Source organism: Amycolatopsis sp. w19 (assembly GCF_051373225.1).
GTDB lineage: Bacteria > Actinomycetota > Actinomycetes > Mycobacteriales > Pseudonocardiaceae > Amycolatopsis > Amycolatopsis japonica.
On record NZ_JBPQFM010000011.1, the window covers coordinates 194807 to 211575 of the forward strand.

A 16769-nucleotide genomic window follows, 5' to 3' on the forward strand; every position below is an offset into this window, starting at 1 on the left:
GGAGGAGACGCCGGCGAGTGGGGAGGATTGGGGACGTTGAGCGTCCCCGACCCTCCCCACTCGGACCGGACCTTGATCAACGGAGGATCGGGGCCACTCAACGTCCCCAATCCTCCGTCGTCGCCGAACATCGGCACCGCCCATGAACACGACACATTTGACCTTCTCCGCGCTGAACAGAAGAGGCCTTCACCACGTCTCCGATATGAACCCCTCGGCCACCCTTCAACAGGACAAGGAAAGCTCCGCGAGTTCCGTCCTGGTGCATTCCGCGGCGGGAAGGCCCAGTTCGGCGTAGCGGGCGATCGCGCGTTCGTAGTGGTCGCGGACGGTTTCCGGATCGGAGGCGACCCGCGCGAGTCCCCGGTGGGCGCGCGCGACCTGCTCGTGGCAGCCGTACCGCGTCGCCACGTCCAGGGCTTCGGCGTGGTTCGCGCCGGCCGTGTCCGGGTAGCCACAGGCCAGGCAGGCTTCGCCGAGTCCGTTGAGCGCCCACGATTCGCCGTCGCGGCCACCGTGCCGCCGGAACAGGTCGAGTGCCTGACGGTGGTGGGCGGCCGCGTCGACCGGACGGCCGTCCAGCGCTTCCGCCCGTCCGAGCCCGTCGATGGCCCATGCCTCGCTGCCCCGATGGCCGAGCCTGCCGAACAAGGCCGCGGCTTCGGCGTGCAGACGGCAGGAATCGGCGAGCCCGCCTTCGTTCGCGGCGAGTTCCCCGAGACCGATCTTCACCCAGGCCTCGCCGAAACGGTGGCCCGCCTCCTGATGCAGGGCCATCGCCTGCCGAAGGTGCTCGTATCCCTCTTCCCGGCGGTCGATCCGGGCTTCGACGGTGCCCAGCCGGGTGAGCTGATGAGCCTGACCGGTCAGGTCGCCGAGACGGTGGAACAGGGCCAGCGCGCGGGTGTAGTAGTCGGCGGCCTGCCGGTAGTATCCGGCGCTTTCCTCGATCATTCCGACATTTCCGAGTGCGCGTGCCTGGCCGAGCGGATTCCCGGCCTCGCCGAACAAGGCGTACGCCGCCCACATGTCCGCGGCGGCCGACACGGCTCTGCCCGCTTGCATGTGGAGGCCGCCGGCGGCGACCAGCGCGTCCGCTTCGGCGGCGCGGTCACCGATGGCGCGGGCGGCCTTGACGGCGTGCCCGTGGACGGCCAGCGCCGCCGTCTCGTGACGTCCGTCGAGGTAGCGGAACAGCAGCGCGGACAGTGTCACGGCGTGTTCGGGTCTCCCGGCCGTGGCCAGCGCCTGGACGGTCGGCAGTTCGGCGTCCAGCCAGTCCCGGGCACTGTCGGCGTCGTCGAGCGCGGGCATCGCGCACTCCGGCGAGGCGACCGAGGGCCGGCGGTTCGCTTCGGCGGGGTAGAGGCGATCCATCGCGGCCGCGATGGTGGCGAGGTAGTAGCCGTAGACCCGGTCCAGCGCCGCGGGCTCGTCGCTCTCGATCTCCGCGGCGTACGCCTTCAGCAGGTCGTGCATGCCGTAGCGGTCGTCACCGGTGGGGTGGACCAGATGCGCGCGGACGAGGGCGTCCAGCGCGGACCGTGCCTCGTCGAAGGAGCGGCCGGTCAACGCGGCCAGGGCGTACGAGTCGAACACGGGCGCCGGATGCCTGCCGAGGAGGGCGAAGGCGCGGATGGTGTCTTCGCTGAGCTGCCGCAGTGACCACGAGAACACCGCCCGCACCGCGGCCCGCTGATCACCGCCGGAACTGAGCAGCTTCAACGTCTCCTGGGCGGCCCGCAGTTCGCCGACCAGCCGGGACAGCGGGGTGGCGGGCCGGGACACGGCGAGTTCGGCCGCGAGGCGCAGGGTGAGCGGCAGCCGGACACATCGTTCGGCCAGTTCGGCGGTGGCCTCGGGTTCGGTGTCGACCCGGGTGCCGATCAGCCGCCGGAGCAGGGCGGCCGCGTCGGCTTCGGACAACCGGTCGACGTCGACCCGGTGGGCGCCGTGGAGCGCGACCAGCCCGGCGAGTGAGTCGCGGCTGGTGACCACCACGGCGCAGGTGTGCGTGCCGGGGAGCAGCGGCCGGATCTGTTCGAGCGTCGCCGCGTTGTCCAGCAGGACGAGCATCCGCCTGCTCGCCACCTCGGTGCGGAACCGGGCGGCGCGTTCCGCCTGCCCCGGCGGCATCCGCGTGCCTTCGGGCAGCAGCGCGGACAGGAGGGCGGCCAGCGCGTCGGACGAGGGCATCGGCTCGCCGGGGGCGTAGCCGCACAGATCCAGGTACAGCTGTCCGTCGGGAAAGCGGTCCCGGACCCGGTGGCCCCAGTGCACGGCGGTCGCGGTCTTGCCCGCCCCGGCCGTACCGGTGAGGCAGACGAGGACCGGTTCTTCGCCGGTGCCGTCGGCGAGCCGGTCCAGTTCGGCCAGCACATCGGCCCGGCCGGTGAACGCCGCGACGTCGGCGGGCAGCTGGGCGGGCACGGGAGCAGGCGCCGCGGTCGCCGTCGGCAGGTCGTGGCGGAGCACGGCCTCGTGCACGGCGGCGAGTTCCGGTCCTGGATCCGCGCCCAGTTCTTCTCGCAGTGCGCGAAGAATCCGTTCGTAGTGGGTGAGCGCGTCGGCGCCGCGGCCCACGGCGTACAGCGCCCGCATCAACGCCGCCGCGGCGGGCTCCTGCAACGGATTCTCGTCGGTGAGTTCGGTCAGGCGGGTGAGCGTCGCCGCCGCGTCGCCGTCACGGATCTTGGCGTCGGCCCACGCGACGATCGCCGCCGTGTACTCCTGACGGAGCGTGCGGCGGGTGCGTTCGGCCCAATCGCCGCGCAGCCCGGCCAGTGGTTCGCCCTCCCAGAGTTCGAGTGCCGCGCTCAGCCTGGTGACGTCGGTCGGGTGCTCGCGGAGCAGGCGCCGGAACCGGAAGACGTCGACCTGTTCGGGCCGGGCGACGAGGCGGTAGCCACCGGGATCCCTGGCCACCCGCGCGCCACCGGGATCGGCTTGTTCCAGCGCGCGCCGGATCCGCGTGATGTGCGCCTGCAGGGAACGGCGCACCTGCCCGGGCGGCGACTCGCCCCAGACCCGGTCTATCAGCAGATCGACGCCGACGGTTCGGCCCGCTTCGAGCAGCAGCACGGCGAGTACGGCCTGCCTGCGCGGCTCGCCGATGGCGACGTTCTGCCCGTGCACCTGCAGCCGGACCGGCCCCAGTAACCGGAAATCCACGTGATCCCCTCGCAATCCTCCCGCCCGGAAGAATGGTAGAACCGGTATTTCGGTCACCACAACATCTTTCGGGACAAGCCGAACAGAAATCCTTTTATCGCAAGGGAAAGGAACGGAAAGAGCCGGTACCCTGTTGGCGGCTAACCGGTGGTGGGCGGGCATGATCACGACTCATGAAGCGTGATGCAGACGACCGTTCGTTGTACGAGACCATCTTCCGCCGCCGGGACACGAGGGGTGAGTTCACCGGAGAGCCGATTCCGGCGGAGGTATTGCGTCGCGTGCTGAGCGCGGCGCACGCCGCACCGAGCGTCGGCCTGTCCCAGCCATGGGATTTCGTCGTCGTGTCCGATATGGACCTTCGCAAGAGGTTCCGTGAACATGTGCTGGCCGAACGCGAAGTGTTCGAGGGCGGGCTGGATGCCGAGAGGGCCCGTGTCTTCGCGCCGATCAAGATCGAAGGGATCGTGGCGTCTTCCGCGGGCATCGTGGTCGGCTACGACCCGTCGCGCGGTGCGCCGGATGTCCTGGGGCGGCACGCGATCGCCGACGCAGGCCTGTACTCGGTGTGCCTGGCCATCCAGAACCTCTGGCTGGCGGCGACCGCCGAAGGGCTCGGCGTCGGCTGGGTCAGCTTCTACCGCGAAGAGTACTTGCGCGAACTGGTGGCGTTGCCCGAACACGTGCGCCCGGTGGCGTGGCTGTGCGTCGGCCCGGTGCGCGATCTGCCGACGGTGCCCGATCTGGAACGGCACGGCTGGCGGGAACGTCTCCCGCTCGACGCGGTGCTGCACTACGAGCGGTACTCGAAGTAAGGCAAGCGTGCTCTGTGGCGTGAGTCTGGACTGGCGATGGGGCAGACCGGCCTTGAGTGTCCACAAGGGACATCGGCGGCGAGTGGTCGGCGCGGATGAGTGGCCGGGGTGAAGGCTCCCTTCATCGCATCAGACGCGGCGAAGGGAGCCTTCACTCCACGACCGACCCGTCCGCCCCACCCAGATCACTCACACCCCGCGCTCAAAGTGGTCAAATCGGGCATTCTGCCTCAGGGAGTGTCCCTTGTGGACGGCCAAAGGGTGCGCGCCAGAGCTCTGTGGCGAGCGGGCTCTCGTCGCCATCTCCATCACGCCACGTTTGCCGTAACCCCTCAATTTCAAGAGATGGGGCAAAGCGGCGTGCTCCGCGGCTGGACCGAAGGGGGCTTTCGCTGCGTCTGATGCTGCGAGTTGGTGTGCGCCCAATGTGGCATTGGAGACGGTGGGCGTCCCCAATGCCACATTGGGCGCATCGAGGCAACGGCTCGGCCCGCAAGCGGCGGCCGACGGTCAGTGCAGCTTGTCGACCTCGGCGATCCGCTCCCAGCGCGCGCCGAGGGCGTTGAGCAGCGCGGCCATGTCGATGTCGTCGTCGCCGTCGAGGAGCGCCTTGTCCAGCCGCCGGGCGCGGCGGTTGACCTGGCTCAGGACCGACTTGCCCTCGTCGGTGAGCGAAAGCAGTTTGCGCCGCGCGTCGTGCGGGGATTCGACGCGCCGGATGAGCCCTCGTCGCTCCAGCCTGCGGCACAGGTCGGCCATCGTCGAGGTGTCGAGGGCGACCGCGCCGGCCAGTGAGCTCTGGTCGCTTCCGGGGTAGGCGCGGACCGCGGACAGGACCGCGAACTGCGGACCGGTCAGCACCGGGTCCACGTGACGGTTCCACGCGGCGAGGTAGGCCTGGTACAGCCGCCGGGCGCCGTAGCCGGGGGCCGCCAGCAGGTCGGAGGGTGGCGCGGGAGTGACGGCCGGCGTGTCGCCCTTGAGCCTGCCCGTACGCGCCGATTCACCCATCGCTACTCCTTGTCGGCTCCAACCCGCTGCCCGGGCCCCCGGCGGTGATCCTACGTGTCCGGACGGTCGCTCACGGGCAGGCCGCCGAGATCTGTCCGCAGTCACCTCTTGCGTATCCGGATAGTACGTGTTCGTATGAAGCCCGGTCTTGCGTACCCGGATAGTACGTGCTCGGATCAATATGGAGGTGGTCGGCGATGGACCGGAACCTGTTCAACGACATCTGTTTGCGCCAGCTGACGTTCTCGGGGGTGCACGAGGGCGAGACCGTGGTGGTGCTGACCCGCGGCGGTGAGCGGGCGGAGTACGCCGACGCCTTCTTGTGGGCCGCCCAGCAGCTGGGTGCTTCGGCCTACCACATGCGGCTGCCCTCGCCGGTCAGCGCGGCGGGCGCGTGGGCGGTGGGCGACTCGGGGCTCGGGAACATCCCGTTGGCGGTCGAGGCGCTCAAGAGCGTCGACATGGTGGTCGACTGCACGTTCCTGTTGTTCAGCAAGGAACAGTTCGCCATCCAGGACGCGGGCACCCGGATCCTCACCGCCGTCGAACCGCCCGAGCTGCTGGCCCGGCTCATGCCGACGAAGGAACTGCGCGAGCGCGTGGAGATCGGCGCGGAACTCCTGGCCAAGGCAGGCACGATGCGCATCACCAGCCCGGCGGGTACCGACGTCACGTATCAACTCGGCGTGTACCCGACGCTGTCCGAATACGGCTACACCGACACGCCCGGCCGCTGGGACCACTGGCCGGCGGCGTTCGTGTTCACCGGCGGTGCCGACGACGGCGTCGACGGGAAGATCGTGCTGTCTCCGGGCGACGTTCTGCTGCCGTTCAACAGCTACGTACAGACCCCGGTCGAAATCACCATCGAGCAGGGCTTCATCCGGGACATCCGCGGCGGAGCCGGATCGTCCGGGCTCGACGCGGATCTGCTGCGCTCCTACATCGAGAGTTTCGACGATCCCCGCGGCTACGGCATGAGCCACGTCGGCTGGGGCCTCGACGAGCGCGCGCACTGGCACGGCCTGACCCAGTTCCCCGGCGGGATGGGCATGGAGCTGCGGAGTTTCTACGGCAACGTCATGTTCTCCATCGGCCCCAACAACGAGCTCGGCGGCCCGAACGACACGCCTTGCCACTTCGACATCCCGATGCGCGGCAATTCCCTTTACCTGGACGACGAACTGATCGTCGACAACGGCGAGCTGACCGTCGCCGAGATGCGTCCGGCGGCCCGCCGATGACCGACCACCACATCGGGATGATCGTCCCCAGCTCGAATCTCACGATGGAGACCGAGCTGCCGCGGATGCTGCGCGCCAGGGAGGAGGCCGAGCCGGGGGACCGGTTCGTCTTCCACTCCGCGCGGGCCCGGATGCGGCACGTCGAACCCGAACAGCTGCGGGCGATGAACGCCCAGGCCGGACGGGCGGCGGCCGAACTCGCCGACGCCAAACCCGGCGTCGTCGCCACCGCGTGCCTCGTGGCGATCATGGCGCAGGGGCCCGGCTACCACTGCACCGCCGAAGACGACATCACGCGTGTGCTGCGTGAGGAGGGCTGCGACGCGCCGGTCGTCTCCAGCGCCGGTGCGCTGCTGTCCGGGCTCGAAGCGCTCGGCGCCCGCAAGGTCGCGATCATCACGCCGTACATGAAGCCGCTGACCAAGGCGGTGGCGGACTACATCGAGGACGCCGGATTCGAGGTCGCCGACGCCCTTTCGCTGGAGGTGCCGGACAACCTCGCCGTGGCCCGGCTGGATCCCGCCGGGCTGCGGGAACATCACCGCAGGCTGAATCTGTCCGATGTGGACACCCTGGTGCTGTCCGCCTGTGTGCAGATGCCATCTCTGCCCGCGATCCAGCCGGTGGAGGACGAGATCGGGATCCCGGTCCTGTCCGCGGCGACGGCCACGACGTTCCGGATCCTGACGGAACTCGGCGTCGAGCCCACGGTGCCCGGCGCCGGCAGGTTGCTCAGTGGCGCGGAAGCGTTGACGAAGACGGGAGGCGGGCATGGCCGCGAGTCAGTCGTTTGAGGTCGTTGTCGTCGGAGGCGGGCTCGGTGGGCTCTGCGCCGCGTTGTCCTTGCGGCAGCGGGGTTTGCGCGTGACCGTGGTCGAGGCCGCCCCGGCGCTGGGCGAGATCGGCGCGGGGATCCAGACCGCGCCGAACGCCAGCCGGATCCTCATCGGCCTCGGGCTGCGTGCCCGGCTGGAGCGGGTGCGGACCGAACCGCAGGACCAGGTGCGCCGTCGCTGGGCCGACGGGAGCATCATCGCCCAGCTGGAGCTCGGCGGGCGGGTGACCGACCAGTACGGCGCGCCCTACTGGCACTACCACCGCGCCGACCTGCACGGAGTGCTGCTCGACGCCTGCCTGGATCCCGACGGGATCGGTCCGGTGGTGCGGGTGGCGACCGGCGCGCGGGTGGTAGACCTCGACCGGACGGTGCCGGACCGGCCCGCCGTGATCGCCGCCGACGGACGCCGGTTCACCGGCGACCTCGTGATCGGGGCGGACGGCATCCGGTCTTCGGTGCGCGACCTCGCCGGCTTCGACGACACCCTCGCGTTCTCCGGCGAGATGGCGTACCGGGCGCTGATCTCCGGCGACCTGATCGCGCAGGATCCCGCCACGCGCTTCCTGTCCGACCGCTACCACTCCACGATCTGGTACGGCCCCAACAAACACCTGGTGCACTACATGATCCGCGGCGGGGAGTACCTCAACGTGGTCGCGATCGTGCCGTGCACCGAAACGGTGGAGAAGGACTGGAGCGGTCCGGCGACCGCCGCCGAACTCGCCGCGGAGTACCACGACTGGGACGATCGGGTTCCGACGATGCTGGCGAAGGCGAAGGACGAGGACGTCTCGGTGTGGGCGATGTACCGCCGTCGCCGTGACCCGGTCTGGGTCGACGGCCGGGTCGCCCTGCTCGGCGACGCCTGCCACGCGATGCTGCCGTACCAGGCACAAGGCGCGTCCCAGGCGATGGAAGACGCCGCGGTGCTGGCCGAAGAGCTGGGCCGCGTCACGCGCGACGGGATCGACGGTGCCCTGGTCCGCTACGTGGACCGGCGCGCCAAGCACGCGGGCATGGTCCAGGACGCCTCGCTGCAGAACATGGACTTCTACCACCTGCCCGACGGTCCCGAACAGCGCGAACGGGACGAGAAGCTACGGCGCTTCGACGGCGAATCCGACGTGTCCTACGACTGGCTGTGGAACGGCAGCCCGCTCACCGACCCCGACACCGAGTCCATCCACTACCAGTTCGCCCGCTGAGGCGCGCTGGCCGGCAATCGCATCGGAGTGGTTCATGCGTACTGGTGATCAGATCGTCCAGGACCTGCCCTGGCGTTGGAGCGTGCAGGGAAAGATCTTCCTCATCGGCGGGCTGGGCTACATGTTCGATGCCTGGGACGTCGCGCTGAACGGATTCCTCACCCCGCTCGTCGGGACGGAATTCGGCTTGTCCGCCGGCGGGAAGGGCCTGGTGGCCACCGCGAACCTGATCGGCATGGCCGTCGGCGCGGTCGTCTGGGGCACGATCGCGGACCGGATCGGCCGGAAACGGGCGTTCAGTGTCACGCTGCTGCTGTTCGCGCTGTTCTCCGTGCTGGGCGCGCTCGCGCCTAACGTGGAGACGTTCCTGGCGCTGCGTTTCCTCGCGGGGATCGGACTGGGCGGCTGCATCCCGGTCGACTACGCGATCGTCAGTGAGTTCTCCCCCCGCAAGCATCGCGGCCGGGTCTTGTCCGCGATGGACGGCTGGTGGCCGATCGGGACCACACTGGCCGCCGTCACCGCGACGCTGCTGCTCCCGGTCCAGGGGAACTGGCGGTGGATGCTGGTCTTGATGATCCTGCCCGCGCTGCTGCTGTTCTGGGTGCGGCGTGGCGTTCCGGAATCACCGCTGTACCTGGTGCGCAAGGGGCGTGAGGCGGAGGCGCGGGCCGTGATCGACGACCTCGTGCGCCGCACGGGAGCGACACCGGAGCCGTACTCGGTCCCACCCGCGGTGGTCGAGGACACCCGTGGTGGTGCGATCGCGGCCGCGTTCGATCAGCTGCGCCGGGTGTGGGCGTTCAACCCGCGGATCACGGCGGTGGCGTGGTCGCTGTTCATCAGCGTCATGCTGGTCTACTACGCCGCGCTCAGCTGGATGCCGTCCATCCTGCGGGCGCAGGGATTCGGCGAGATCGCCGCCTTCGCGTCGACCGCGCTCATGAACGCGACCGGCATCGTCGGTGTCGCGGTGGCCGTGCTCCTGGTCGACAAGGTCGGCCGCAAGCGGATCATCATGGTCGCCGGCCCGCTCACCGCACTGTCGCTCGTCGTGTTCTCCCTGCTGCTCGACACGCCTGCCGCGGCGGTGGTGGCGATCGGCGCGTTCGGCCTGTTCGCGCTGGTGGTCATCCCGGTGATGTACGCCTACGTCTCCGAGCTCTACCCGACGGAACTGCGGGCTTCGGGGTTCGGCTGGGCGTCGTCGTCGAGCCGGGCGATCACCGGTTTCGCGCCGCTGCTGTTCGGAAGCGTGCTGTGGCCGGTGCTCGGGCTGCCGCTCACCTTCACCGTGCTGGGTGTGCTCGTGGTGGCCGCGGTCGTGTTCATGAAGGTGGGCGCGCCGGAGACCCGCGGCCGCGAACTCGACCGGATCGTCGACCCGGTCGAGGCACCCGCCGAGACCAGGACGGCTCTGTGAAGCCCGCCGCGTTCCGGTACCACCGGGCCCACGACGTCACCGACGCCGTCGGCCTGCTCGGCGAGCTCGCCGCGGCGGGCGAGGATCCGAAACTCATCGCCGGCGGCCAGAGCCTGATGCCGATGATGAACTTCCGGCTCGCCCGCCCGACGGCGCTGGTGGATCTGGGACCGTTGCGCCGGGACCCGGCGCTGAACTCCGTCCGGCGTGACGGTTCCAGCCTCACCATCGGCGCGCTGGTCACCCATCGGGTGGTCGAGCTCGCCGAGCTGGGACCGGATTTCGACGTGCTCTCCCGCGCGATGCGGTGGGTGGGGCACCTGCCGATCCGGTCCCGCGGCACGGTGGCGGGCAGCGTCGTCCACGGTGACGCGACCGCGGAATGGTGCCTGCTGGCCCTGCTGCTCGACGCGGTCATCGTCGCCGAGGGCCCGCGCGGCCCCAGGGAGATCCCGGCCGCGGAGATGTTCCACGGCTTCTACACCACCGCCGTCGAACCGGACGAGGTCGTGACCGCGGTGCGCTTCACACGGCCGTCGCCCCGGGCCGCGCTGACCGAATTCGCCCGCCGTCACGGCGATTTCGCGATCGTCGACGCCGCGGTGAGCATCGACGCGGAGCGCGGGGGCCGCGTCGTGCTCGGCGGCGTCGCCCCCGCGCCCGTCCGGGTGCCCGAGGCCGAGGCGCTGCTCGACGGCGGCGTTCCCGGGCCGGAGCTGTTCGCCGCGTGCGGGGCGGCCGCGGCGGCGGCCATCGATCCGCCCGACGACGCGGCGGGCAGCGCGGTCTACCGCCGCCGGCTGGCGCGCACGCTCGTCACCCAGGCGCTGCACGAGGCGTGGGAGAAAGGAGGAACGCGATGACCGCACGGTTCGACGGACGCCAAGGCCGCTGGGTCGGCGCGTCCGTGCCCCGGCGTGAGGATCCTCGCCTGCTCACCGGCCGCGGCCGGTTCGTCGACGACATCCAGCTGCCGGGAATGCTGCACGCGGCCTTCGTCCGTTCGACGGTCGCGCACGGCAAGCTCGCCGGGATCGACCTGTCGGCCACTCTGGCGGTCGAAGGAGTCGTCGCCGCGTATACGGCGGAAGACCTGGGGCTCGGGGACATCGTCGCGTTGCTCGACCGCCCGCCCGAGGAGTTCTCGCCGACCGCGATGCCGATCCTCGCCAGGGAGAAGGTGCGGTTCACCGGAGAGCCGGTGGCGCTGGTCGTCGCCCGCGATCCGTACAGCGCCGAAGACGGTGTCGAGGCCGCGGTGGTGGACTACGAGCCGCTCGGGGCGATCGTGTCGGAGGAGTCGGCCTTTGCCGAGGGCGCTCCGCTCGTGCACGACGAGGCGCCCGGCAACGTGCTCGTCGACGTGTCGATGTTCGACACGCCCGGTGTCGACGCGGCGTTCGAGGCGGCCCGCGCGGGCGGCGGCCGCGTGGTCGAGGTCGTCACGAAGAGCGGGCGGCAGAACGCGCTCCCGCTCGAAACACGGGGAGTCGTGGCGTCCTGGGACGACCACGACGACCAGCTGCTCGTCCAGATGTGCACCCAGGTGCCGCATCAGGTGCGCACGGCGATGGCCCGCTCGCTGCGGGTCCCCGAACGCACCGTGCGGGTCACCGTCCCGGACATGGGCGGCGGCTTCGGCCAGAAATGCGTCGTCGGCCGCGAGGAGATCGCGGTCGCGGCGGCGGCCCGGCGGCTGAACCGGCCGGTGAAGTGGATCGAAGACCGGCGCGAGGCGCTCACGGCCGGATTCCTTGCCAGGGAACAGCGTTACCGCACGCTGGCGGCGTTCGACGAGGACGGGCGGATCACCGCGCTGGACGTCGACGTCGTCTGCGACATGGGCGCCTACTCCTGCTACCCGTTCACGGCGGGGATCGAGCCACTGATGGCGTCGGCCGAGATGCCGAGCGTGTACCAGGTGCCCGAATACCGCGTCCGTGCCCGCGCCATCGCGAGCAACAAGGCACCGACGGCGCCCTATCGCGGGGTCAGCCGTCCGCAGTACGTGATGGCGATCGAACGGATCATGGAACGCGCGGCGCGGGAACTCGGCCTCGATCCGGTCGAGATCCGGCGGCGCAACCTGATCACGCAGTTCCCGTACACCGGGGTCAACGCCATCACCTACGACCCCGGCACCTACCGCGAATCGCTCGAACTCGCCGAGGCGGCCATCCGGGACGAGGGCTGGTACGAGATCCGGGACCGCGCCGCCGCCGAGGGCAGGCACATCGGCATCGGCTACTGCTGTTTCTCCGAGCGGACCGGATACGGCTCGGGCGCCTTCGCCAAACGGAAGATGGCCGTGGTCCCCGGTTTCGACATCTCCGAGATCCGGATGGACACCACCGGCTCCGTCGTGGTCACCAGCGGCACCATGAACCACGGCCAGTCGCACGAGACGACACTGGCGCAGATCGTGGCCGACCGGCTCGGGCTGCATATCGACCAGGTGAAGCTGCGCCAGGGCGACACCGAGCGCATCGCCTACGGCTGGGGGACGTTCGCTTCCCGGTCGGTGACGATCGGCGGCTCGGCGGTTTCCCTCGCTGCCGGGAAACTCGGGGAACTGCTGTGCAAGATCGCCGCGCATCTGCTCGAGACGAGTCCGGACAACGTCCGCCTCGACGGTGACGGCGGCGTCGTCCAGATCGACGATCCGCAGCGCCGCGCGTCGTTCGAGGAGATCGCCGACGTGGCGTACCTGCGCAGTCACCTGCTGCCCAAGGACGTCGAGCCGACGCTGACGGCCACGGCGAGCTTCGACGTGCCCGGTGACGGCACCTTCTCGAACGCCACACACGCCGTGGTCGTCGAGGCCGATCCTGGCACCGGCCAGATCAAGATCCTGCGCTATGCGTGCGTCGAGGACTGCGGGGTGGTGATCCACCCGCAGGTCGTCGACGGCCAATGCCGCGGCGGGATCGCGCAGGGTATCGCCGGCGCGTTGTTCGAGGAGATCACCTATGCGGGCAACGGCGAACCGTCGGCCGCCAGCTTCATCGACTACCTGGTCCCGACCGCGACGGAGATCCCCGACATCACCGTCACCCATCTCGAAACCCCTTGCGCTTTCACGGAAAACGGCGCGAAGGGAGCAGGGGAGGGCGGCACCATCGGCGCGCCCGCCGCGGTGCTGAACGCGATCAACGACGCGTTGCGCCACACGGGAGTCGAACTCGACGTGACCCCGGTGCATCCGCAGACCGTGCTCGCCGCGCTCGACGCGGGGGTCCACAAGGAAATGAGCGTTCCATCATGAGCGACCGGCACCTGATCGACCTGAACGTCAACGGCGAGACGCACGAGGCCCTCGTCGAGCCGCGCAAGACCCTGCTCGACGTGCTGCGGCACGACCTCGGGCTCACCGGCACCCACGTCGGCTGCGAGCACGGCGTGTGCGGCGCGTGCACCGTCCTCGTCGACGGCGAACCGGTGCGGGCGTGCCTGATGTTCGCCGTGCAGGCGGAGTCGGCCGAGATCCGCACGGTCGAATCATTGGGGCGCGACGGGGAACTTTCCGATCTGCAGCGGTCTTTCAGCGAGCACCACGGCCTGCAGTGCGGCTTCTGCACCCCCGGATTCCTCATGCTGGCCGAAGGATTTCTGGCCCAGCGGCCCGACGCCGGCCGCGAGGAGATCCGCGAGGCCGTCTCGGCGAATCTGTGCCGCTGCACCGGTTATCAGACGATCGTGGACGCGATCGAGGCGACCGCGACCCGTCGATGCCACGCCAAGGAGAAGGAGGCGACAGCGTGATCCTGGAGAACCAGCTGTCCGTACCGGCGGGACCCGACGAGGTCTTCGCCTTGATCAACGACGTCGAACGGGTGGCGGGCTGCCTGCCCGGCGCGACCCTCGACGGGCGGCAGGACGATGCCTATCTCGGCCGCGTCAAGGTCAAGGTCGGCCCGATCACCGCCGCCTACTCGGGCACCGTGCGGTTCACCGACGTCACCGAGGCCGATCGCAGCCTGCGGCTGGTGGCCAGGGGAGCGGACGCGCACGGCAACGGCGACGCCGAGGCCGACGTGACGCTGACCGTGCGCGAGGCACCCGGCGGCGCCACCATCGAGCTGCGCACCGATCTGTCGATCCGCGGCAAACTCGCGCAATTCGGAAAGGGCGCGATCGGCGCCGTCTCCACCCGGCTGCTCGACCAGTTCGCCCGCAATCTTGCGGACCAGCTTCGAGCGGGGCCCGTCGCGGCCACGAGCGCCGCTCCCGCGCCGGTGCCGGAAGCCGTCGACGGGCTCGCCATGGTGCTTCCGGAGGGCGTCAAACGCTACGGCGTGATCGCGGCCGCCGCGGCGCTCGGGCTGTTCCAGGGCTGGCTGCTGGGCCGGATCCGCACCCAGGACAAACTGATCAAGGAGTTGCAGCGTGGCCGTCGATGAAAGTCTCGACAGCGTGTACGACCGGGCCGGTTTCGGGGCGAGCGTGCCACGCGGATCGCGTCCGGCGCTGGTCGTGGTCGACCTGACCCGGGGATTCACCGAGCCCGGTTTCCCGTCCGGTGCCGATCTCACCGCCGAGGTGACCGCGACCGCCGCCCTCGTCGCCGAAGCCCGGCGACGAGGCGTGCCGGTGATCTACACCGCGATCAGTTACACACCGGCCGAGGCGGACGGTGACGCCGTCGCGTGGCTCCGGAAAGCGCCCGGGATGCGGGCACTCCGCGAAGGAAGCGACGCGGTCGCCCTCGATCCACGACTCGAACAGCGTGAGGGCGACCACCTCATCCTGAAGAAGGGCGCGTCGGCGTTCCACGGGACGTCGCTGGCCGCGCTCCTCACGAGCCTGGGCACGGACACCGTCGTCGTGTGCGGCGCGACGACTTCGGGATGTGTCCGCGCGACCGCCGTCGACGCCGTCCAGTCCGGCTTCGACACTCTCGTCGTCCGGGACGCCTGTGGTGACCGTGCCGCCGGGCCCCACGATGCCGCTTTGTTCGACCTGCAAGCGAAATACGCGGACGTCGTCGAACTCGACGAGGCCCTGACGTATCTCGCGGAGCTGGATCGCCGCACGCTCGGTCAACCCGCCTCGGCGGATCTCGGCGACGTTCCGGCGACCAGCCGCTGGGTGACTTCGGGTTCGGTCCGGCTGCACGTGCTCGACTACGGTCCCGCCGACGGCGTCCCGGTGCTCGTGCTGCCGGGGATCACCAGCCCCGCGGTCACGATGGACTTCGTGGCGCGCGAACTCACCGATCTCGTGCGCCCGCTCGTGCTCGACGTCCGCGGCCGCGGGCTGTCCGATGACGGCGCGGAGTACGACCTGGCGAGCTACGCCGCGGACGTCGACGCGGTCGTGGACGGACTCGGACTGAGCGATCCGATCCTTTTCGGACACTCGATGGGTGCGCGGATCGCGGCCCGTGCCGCCACCACCCGGCGGCTTCGGGGCACGGTGCTGGCCGATCCGCCGCTGAGCGGCCCCGGGCGGGCACCGTATCCGACCACTCTCGACGCGTTCCTCGGTCAACTCGACCAGGCCCGCCGGGGGACCGACGCCGACGAGGTGGCCCGATCCTGGCCGCGATGGCCGCGCCGGGAACAGGAATTGCGCGCCCGCTGGCTGTCTTCGTGCTCCCGCGACGCGATCGTCGCCACGCATGCCGGGTTCGAATCCGAGGACTTCTTCGACGACTGGCCGAAGGTGCCCGCTCCGACGTACTTCCTGTACGGCGGCGCGAGCCCGGTCGTCACCGCCGCCGGGGCGGCCGAAGCGGCGGAGCGCAATCCGGCGGCGGAGTTCGTCGAGATCCCGGAGGCAGGGCACATGATCTTCTGGGACGAGCCCGAAGCCGCTCTTTCCGCGCTGCGGGAAGCGTTGCGGAAGCTGGTGTAGCCGCCGTACCTCGGGTGACTGGACGGACAACACACGTGACTGGACGGACGGCACGCGTGTTCAGGCGGACGACTCGCGGCGAAGCTGGCGGCGCTGTACAGGTGATCACCAGTCGATCGGCACCGCGACCGGACCTCGGAGCGTCAGGAACATTCGCCGCCAGGCGACTTCTTCGAGCGGTACCGCGAGGCGCAGTCCCGGTGCGGCGGCCAGCAGCGCTGCGACGCCGGTCCGCAGTTGCAGGCGGGCCAGTGCCGCGCCGAGGCAGTGGTGCGGTCCGTGGCCGAAGGTCAGATGTCCTTGCGTGCGAAGGGGATCGACCCGGTCCGGTTCGGGAAACCGCCGGGGGTCGTGGTTGCCCGCCTGCAGGGAGGCGAGGACGAACTCGCCGGCGCGGATCGGCACCCCGCCGACGTCGGCGTCTTCGACCGCGACCCGCCCCTGGTCGGCGGCCGAACCTTGGTCCTGGCGAAGGAATTCCTCGACCGGCGCGGGATCGCGGGGAAGTTCGGGGTCGGCGGCCAGCCGCAGCACGTTCTGGGCCAAGGCGTTCGCGGGCGGGACGTATCCGCCGAGAAGGATCGCGAAGGCGAGATGGGTGACCTCGTCCGGCCGCAGCGCGTCGCCGTCATCGTCTCTGGCCTGCAACAGGCCGGTCAGGAGGTCCTCGCCGGGCGCGCGGCGTTTCGCCTCGACCAGTTCCGTGAGGTGGTCACCCAGCTTCCGGGAAGCCTCCGTCATCTCCTCGTAGCTCGGCGCGGTGAACACCGCGAGCATGCCGTCCGCCCAGCTCCGCAGCGCGTCACGCGCCGACGGCGGAACACCGAGGAGTTCGTTCAGCACCGAGAGGGCGAACGGGATCGCATACCCCTCTAGGACTTCCGCGGGCGGACCCGGTGCGAGCAGCTTCGTGACCAGGTCTTCCGCGATCGCTTCGACGCGCGGCCGCAGGAACTCCACCCGGCGTGGGGTGAGTGCCTTCCCCGCGATGCGCCTGAGCCGCGCGTGTTCGGGGCCGTTCATGGTGAAGAGCAGAGCGTCGGCGCCGGCCTCGGGAACCCCGGGCAGCCAGACGCGGAATCGTGGATCGGTAAGCAGGGCGCGGATGTCGTCGTAGCGGGTGACGAGCCAAGCGTCCTCGCCGGTCGCGAGACGCATGCGGCTCACGGGCTCCTCGAGTTCGGTCGCCGTGAACGGGTAGTCCAT

The 16769-nt window shown here is 70.2% G+C and carries 13 protein-coding genes; 10 read left to right on the forward strand and 3 right to left on the reverse strand.

What is annotated here, in order from left to right:
* Positions 1-225: 225 nt before the first annotated feature.
* Positions 226-3171, reverse strand: a complete 2946-nt coding sequence (locus ACSMFO_RS22530; protein ID WP_436460392.1) for a BTAD domain-containing putative transcriptional regulator — start codon at positions 3169-3171, stop codon at positions 226-228.
* A 173-nt stretch (positions 3172-3344) separates the two neighbouring features.
* Between ACSMFO_RS22530 and bluB the strand changes: the two genes are divergently transcribed.
* Positions 3345-3986 (forward strand): 5,6-dimethylbenzimidazole synthase, encoded by a 642-nt coding sequence (bluB, locus tag ACSMFO_RS22535; RefSeq protein ID WP_436460393.1) that lies wholly within the window; start codon positions 3345-3347, stop codon positions 3984-3986.
* 510 nt (positions 3987-4496) lie between these two features.
* Here bluB and ACSMFO_RS22540 read toward each other — a convergent pair.
* Positions 4497-4997, reverse strand: coding sequence for a MarR family winged helix-turn-helix transcriptional regulator (locus tag ACSMFO_RS22540; RefSeq protein ID WP_436460394.1), 501 nt, complete (start codon positions 4995-4997; stop codon positions 4497-4499).
* A 197-nt stretch (positions 4998-5194) separates the two neighbouring features.
* On the opposite strand from ACSMFO_RS22540, the gene ACSMFO_RS22545 reads away from it, so the two are divergent.
* Genes ACSMFO_RS22545 through ACSMFO_RS22585 form a run of 9 tightly spaced genes read left to right on the forward strand, consistent with a single transcriptional unit; the run spans position 5195 to position 15563 of the window.
* Entirely contained in the window at positions 5195-6241 is a 1047-nt protein-coding gene (locus ACSMFO_RS22545) for a leucyl aminopeptidase (protein ID WP_038512165.1), read from the forward strand.
* Positions 6238-7035, forward strand: coding sequence for a maleate cis-trans isomerase family protein (locus ACSMFO_RS22550; protein ID WP_037339347.1), 798 nt, complete (start codon positions 6238-6240; stop codon positions 7033-7035). Before ACSMFO_RS22545 ends, ACSMFO_RS22550 begins: the two co-directional genes overlap by 4 nt.
* Complete coding sequence (locus ACSMFO_RS22555; protein ID WP_073844092.1) at positions 7013-8284, forward strand: FAD-dependent monooxygenase; 1272 nt, start codon at positions 7013-7015, stop codon at positions 8282-8284. The genes ACSMFO_RS22550 and ACSMFO_RS22555 overlap by 23 nt, the downstream gene beginning before the upstream one ends.
* A gap of 34 nt (positions 8285-8318) precedes the next feature.
* A complete protein-coding gene (locus tag ACSMFO_RS22560; protein WP_436460395.1) occupies positions 8319-9707 on the forward strand; it encodes an MFS transporter in 1389 nt (462 codons plus the stop codon).
* Entirely contained in the window at positions 9704-10570 is an 867-nt protein-coding gene (locus ACSMFO_RS22565; protein ID WP_436460396.1) for an FAD binding domain-containing protein, read from the forward strand. Before ACSMFO_RS22560 ends, ACSMFO_RS22565 begins: the two co-directional genes overlap by 4 nt.
* A complete protein-coding gene (locus tag ACSMFO_RS22570; protein WP_436460397.1) occupies positions 10567-12972 on the forward strand; it encodes a xanthine dehydrogenase family protein molybdopterin-binding subunit in 2406 nt (801 codons plus the stop codon). Before ACSMFO_RS22565 ends, ACSMFO_RS22570 begins: the two co-directional genes overlap by 4 nt.
* Entirely contained in the window at positions 12969-13469 is a 501-nt protein-coding gene (locus ACSMFO_RS22575; RefSeq protein WP_038512183.1) for a (2Fe-2S)-binding protein, read from the forward strand. The genes ACSMFO_RS22570 and ACSMFO_RS22575 overlap by 4 nt, the downstream gene beginning before the upstream one ends.
* Complete coding sequence (locus ACSMFO_RS22580) at positions 13466-14107, forward strand: SRPBCC family protein (protein ID WP_016335101.1); 642 nt, start codon at positions 13466-13468, stop codon at positions 14105-14107. Before ACSMFO_RS22575 ends, ACSMFO_RS22580 begins: the two co-directional genes overlap by 4 nt.
* Positions 14094-15563, forward strand: coding sequence for an isochorismatase family protein (locus ACSMFO_RS22585; RefSeq protein ID WP_436460398.1), 1470 nt, complete (start codon positions 14094-14096; stop codon positions 15561-15563). The genes ACSMFO_RS22580 and ACSMFO_RS22585 overlap by 14 nt, the downstream gene beginning before the upstream one ends.
* Before the next feature lie 105 nt (positions 15564-15668).
* Here the strand turns inward: ACSMFO_RS22585 and ACSMFO_RS22590 are convergent, their stop codons facing one another.
* Positions 15669-16769, reverse strand: coding sequence for a cytochrome P450 (locus tag ACSMFO_RS22590; protein WP_436460399.1), 1101 nt, complete (start codon positions 16767-16769; stop codon positions 15669-15671).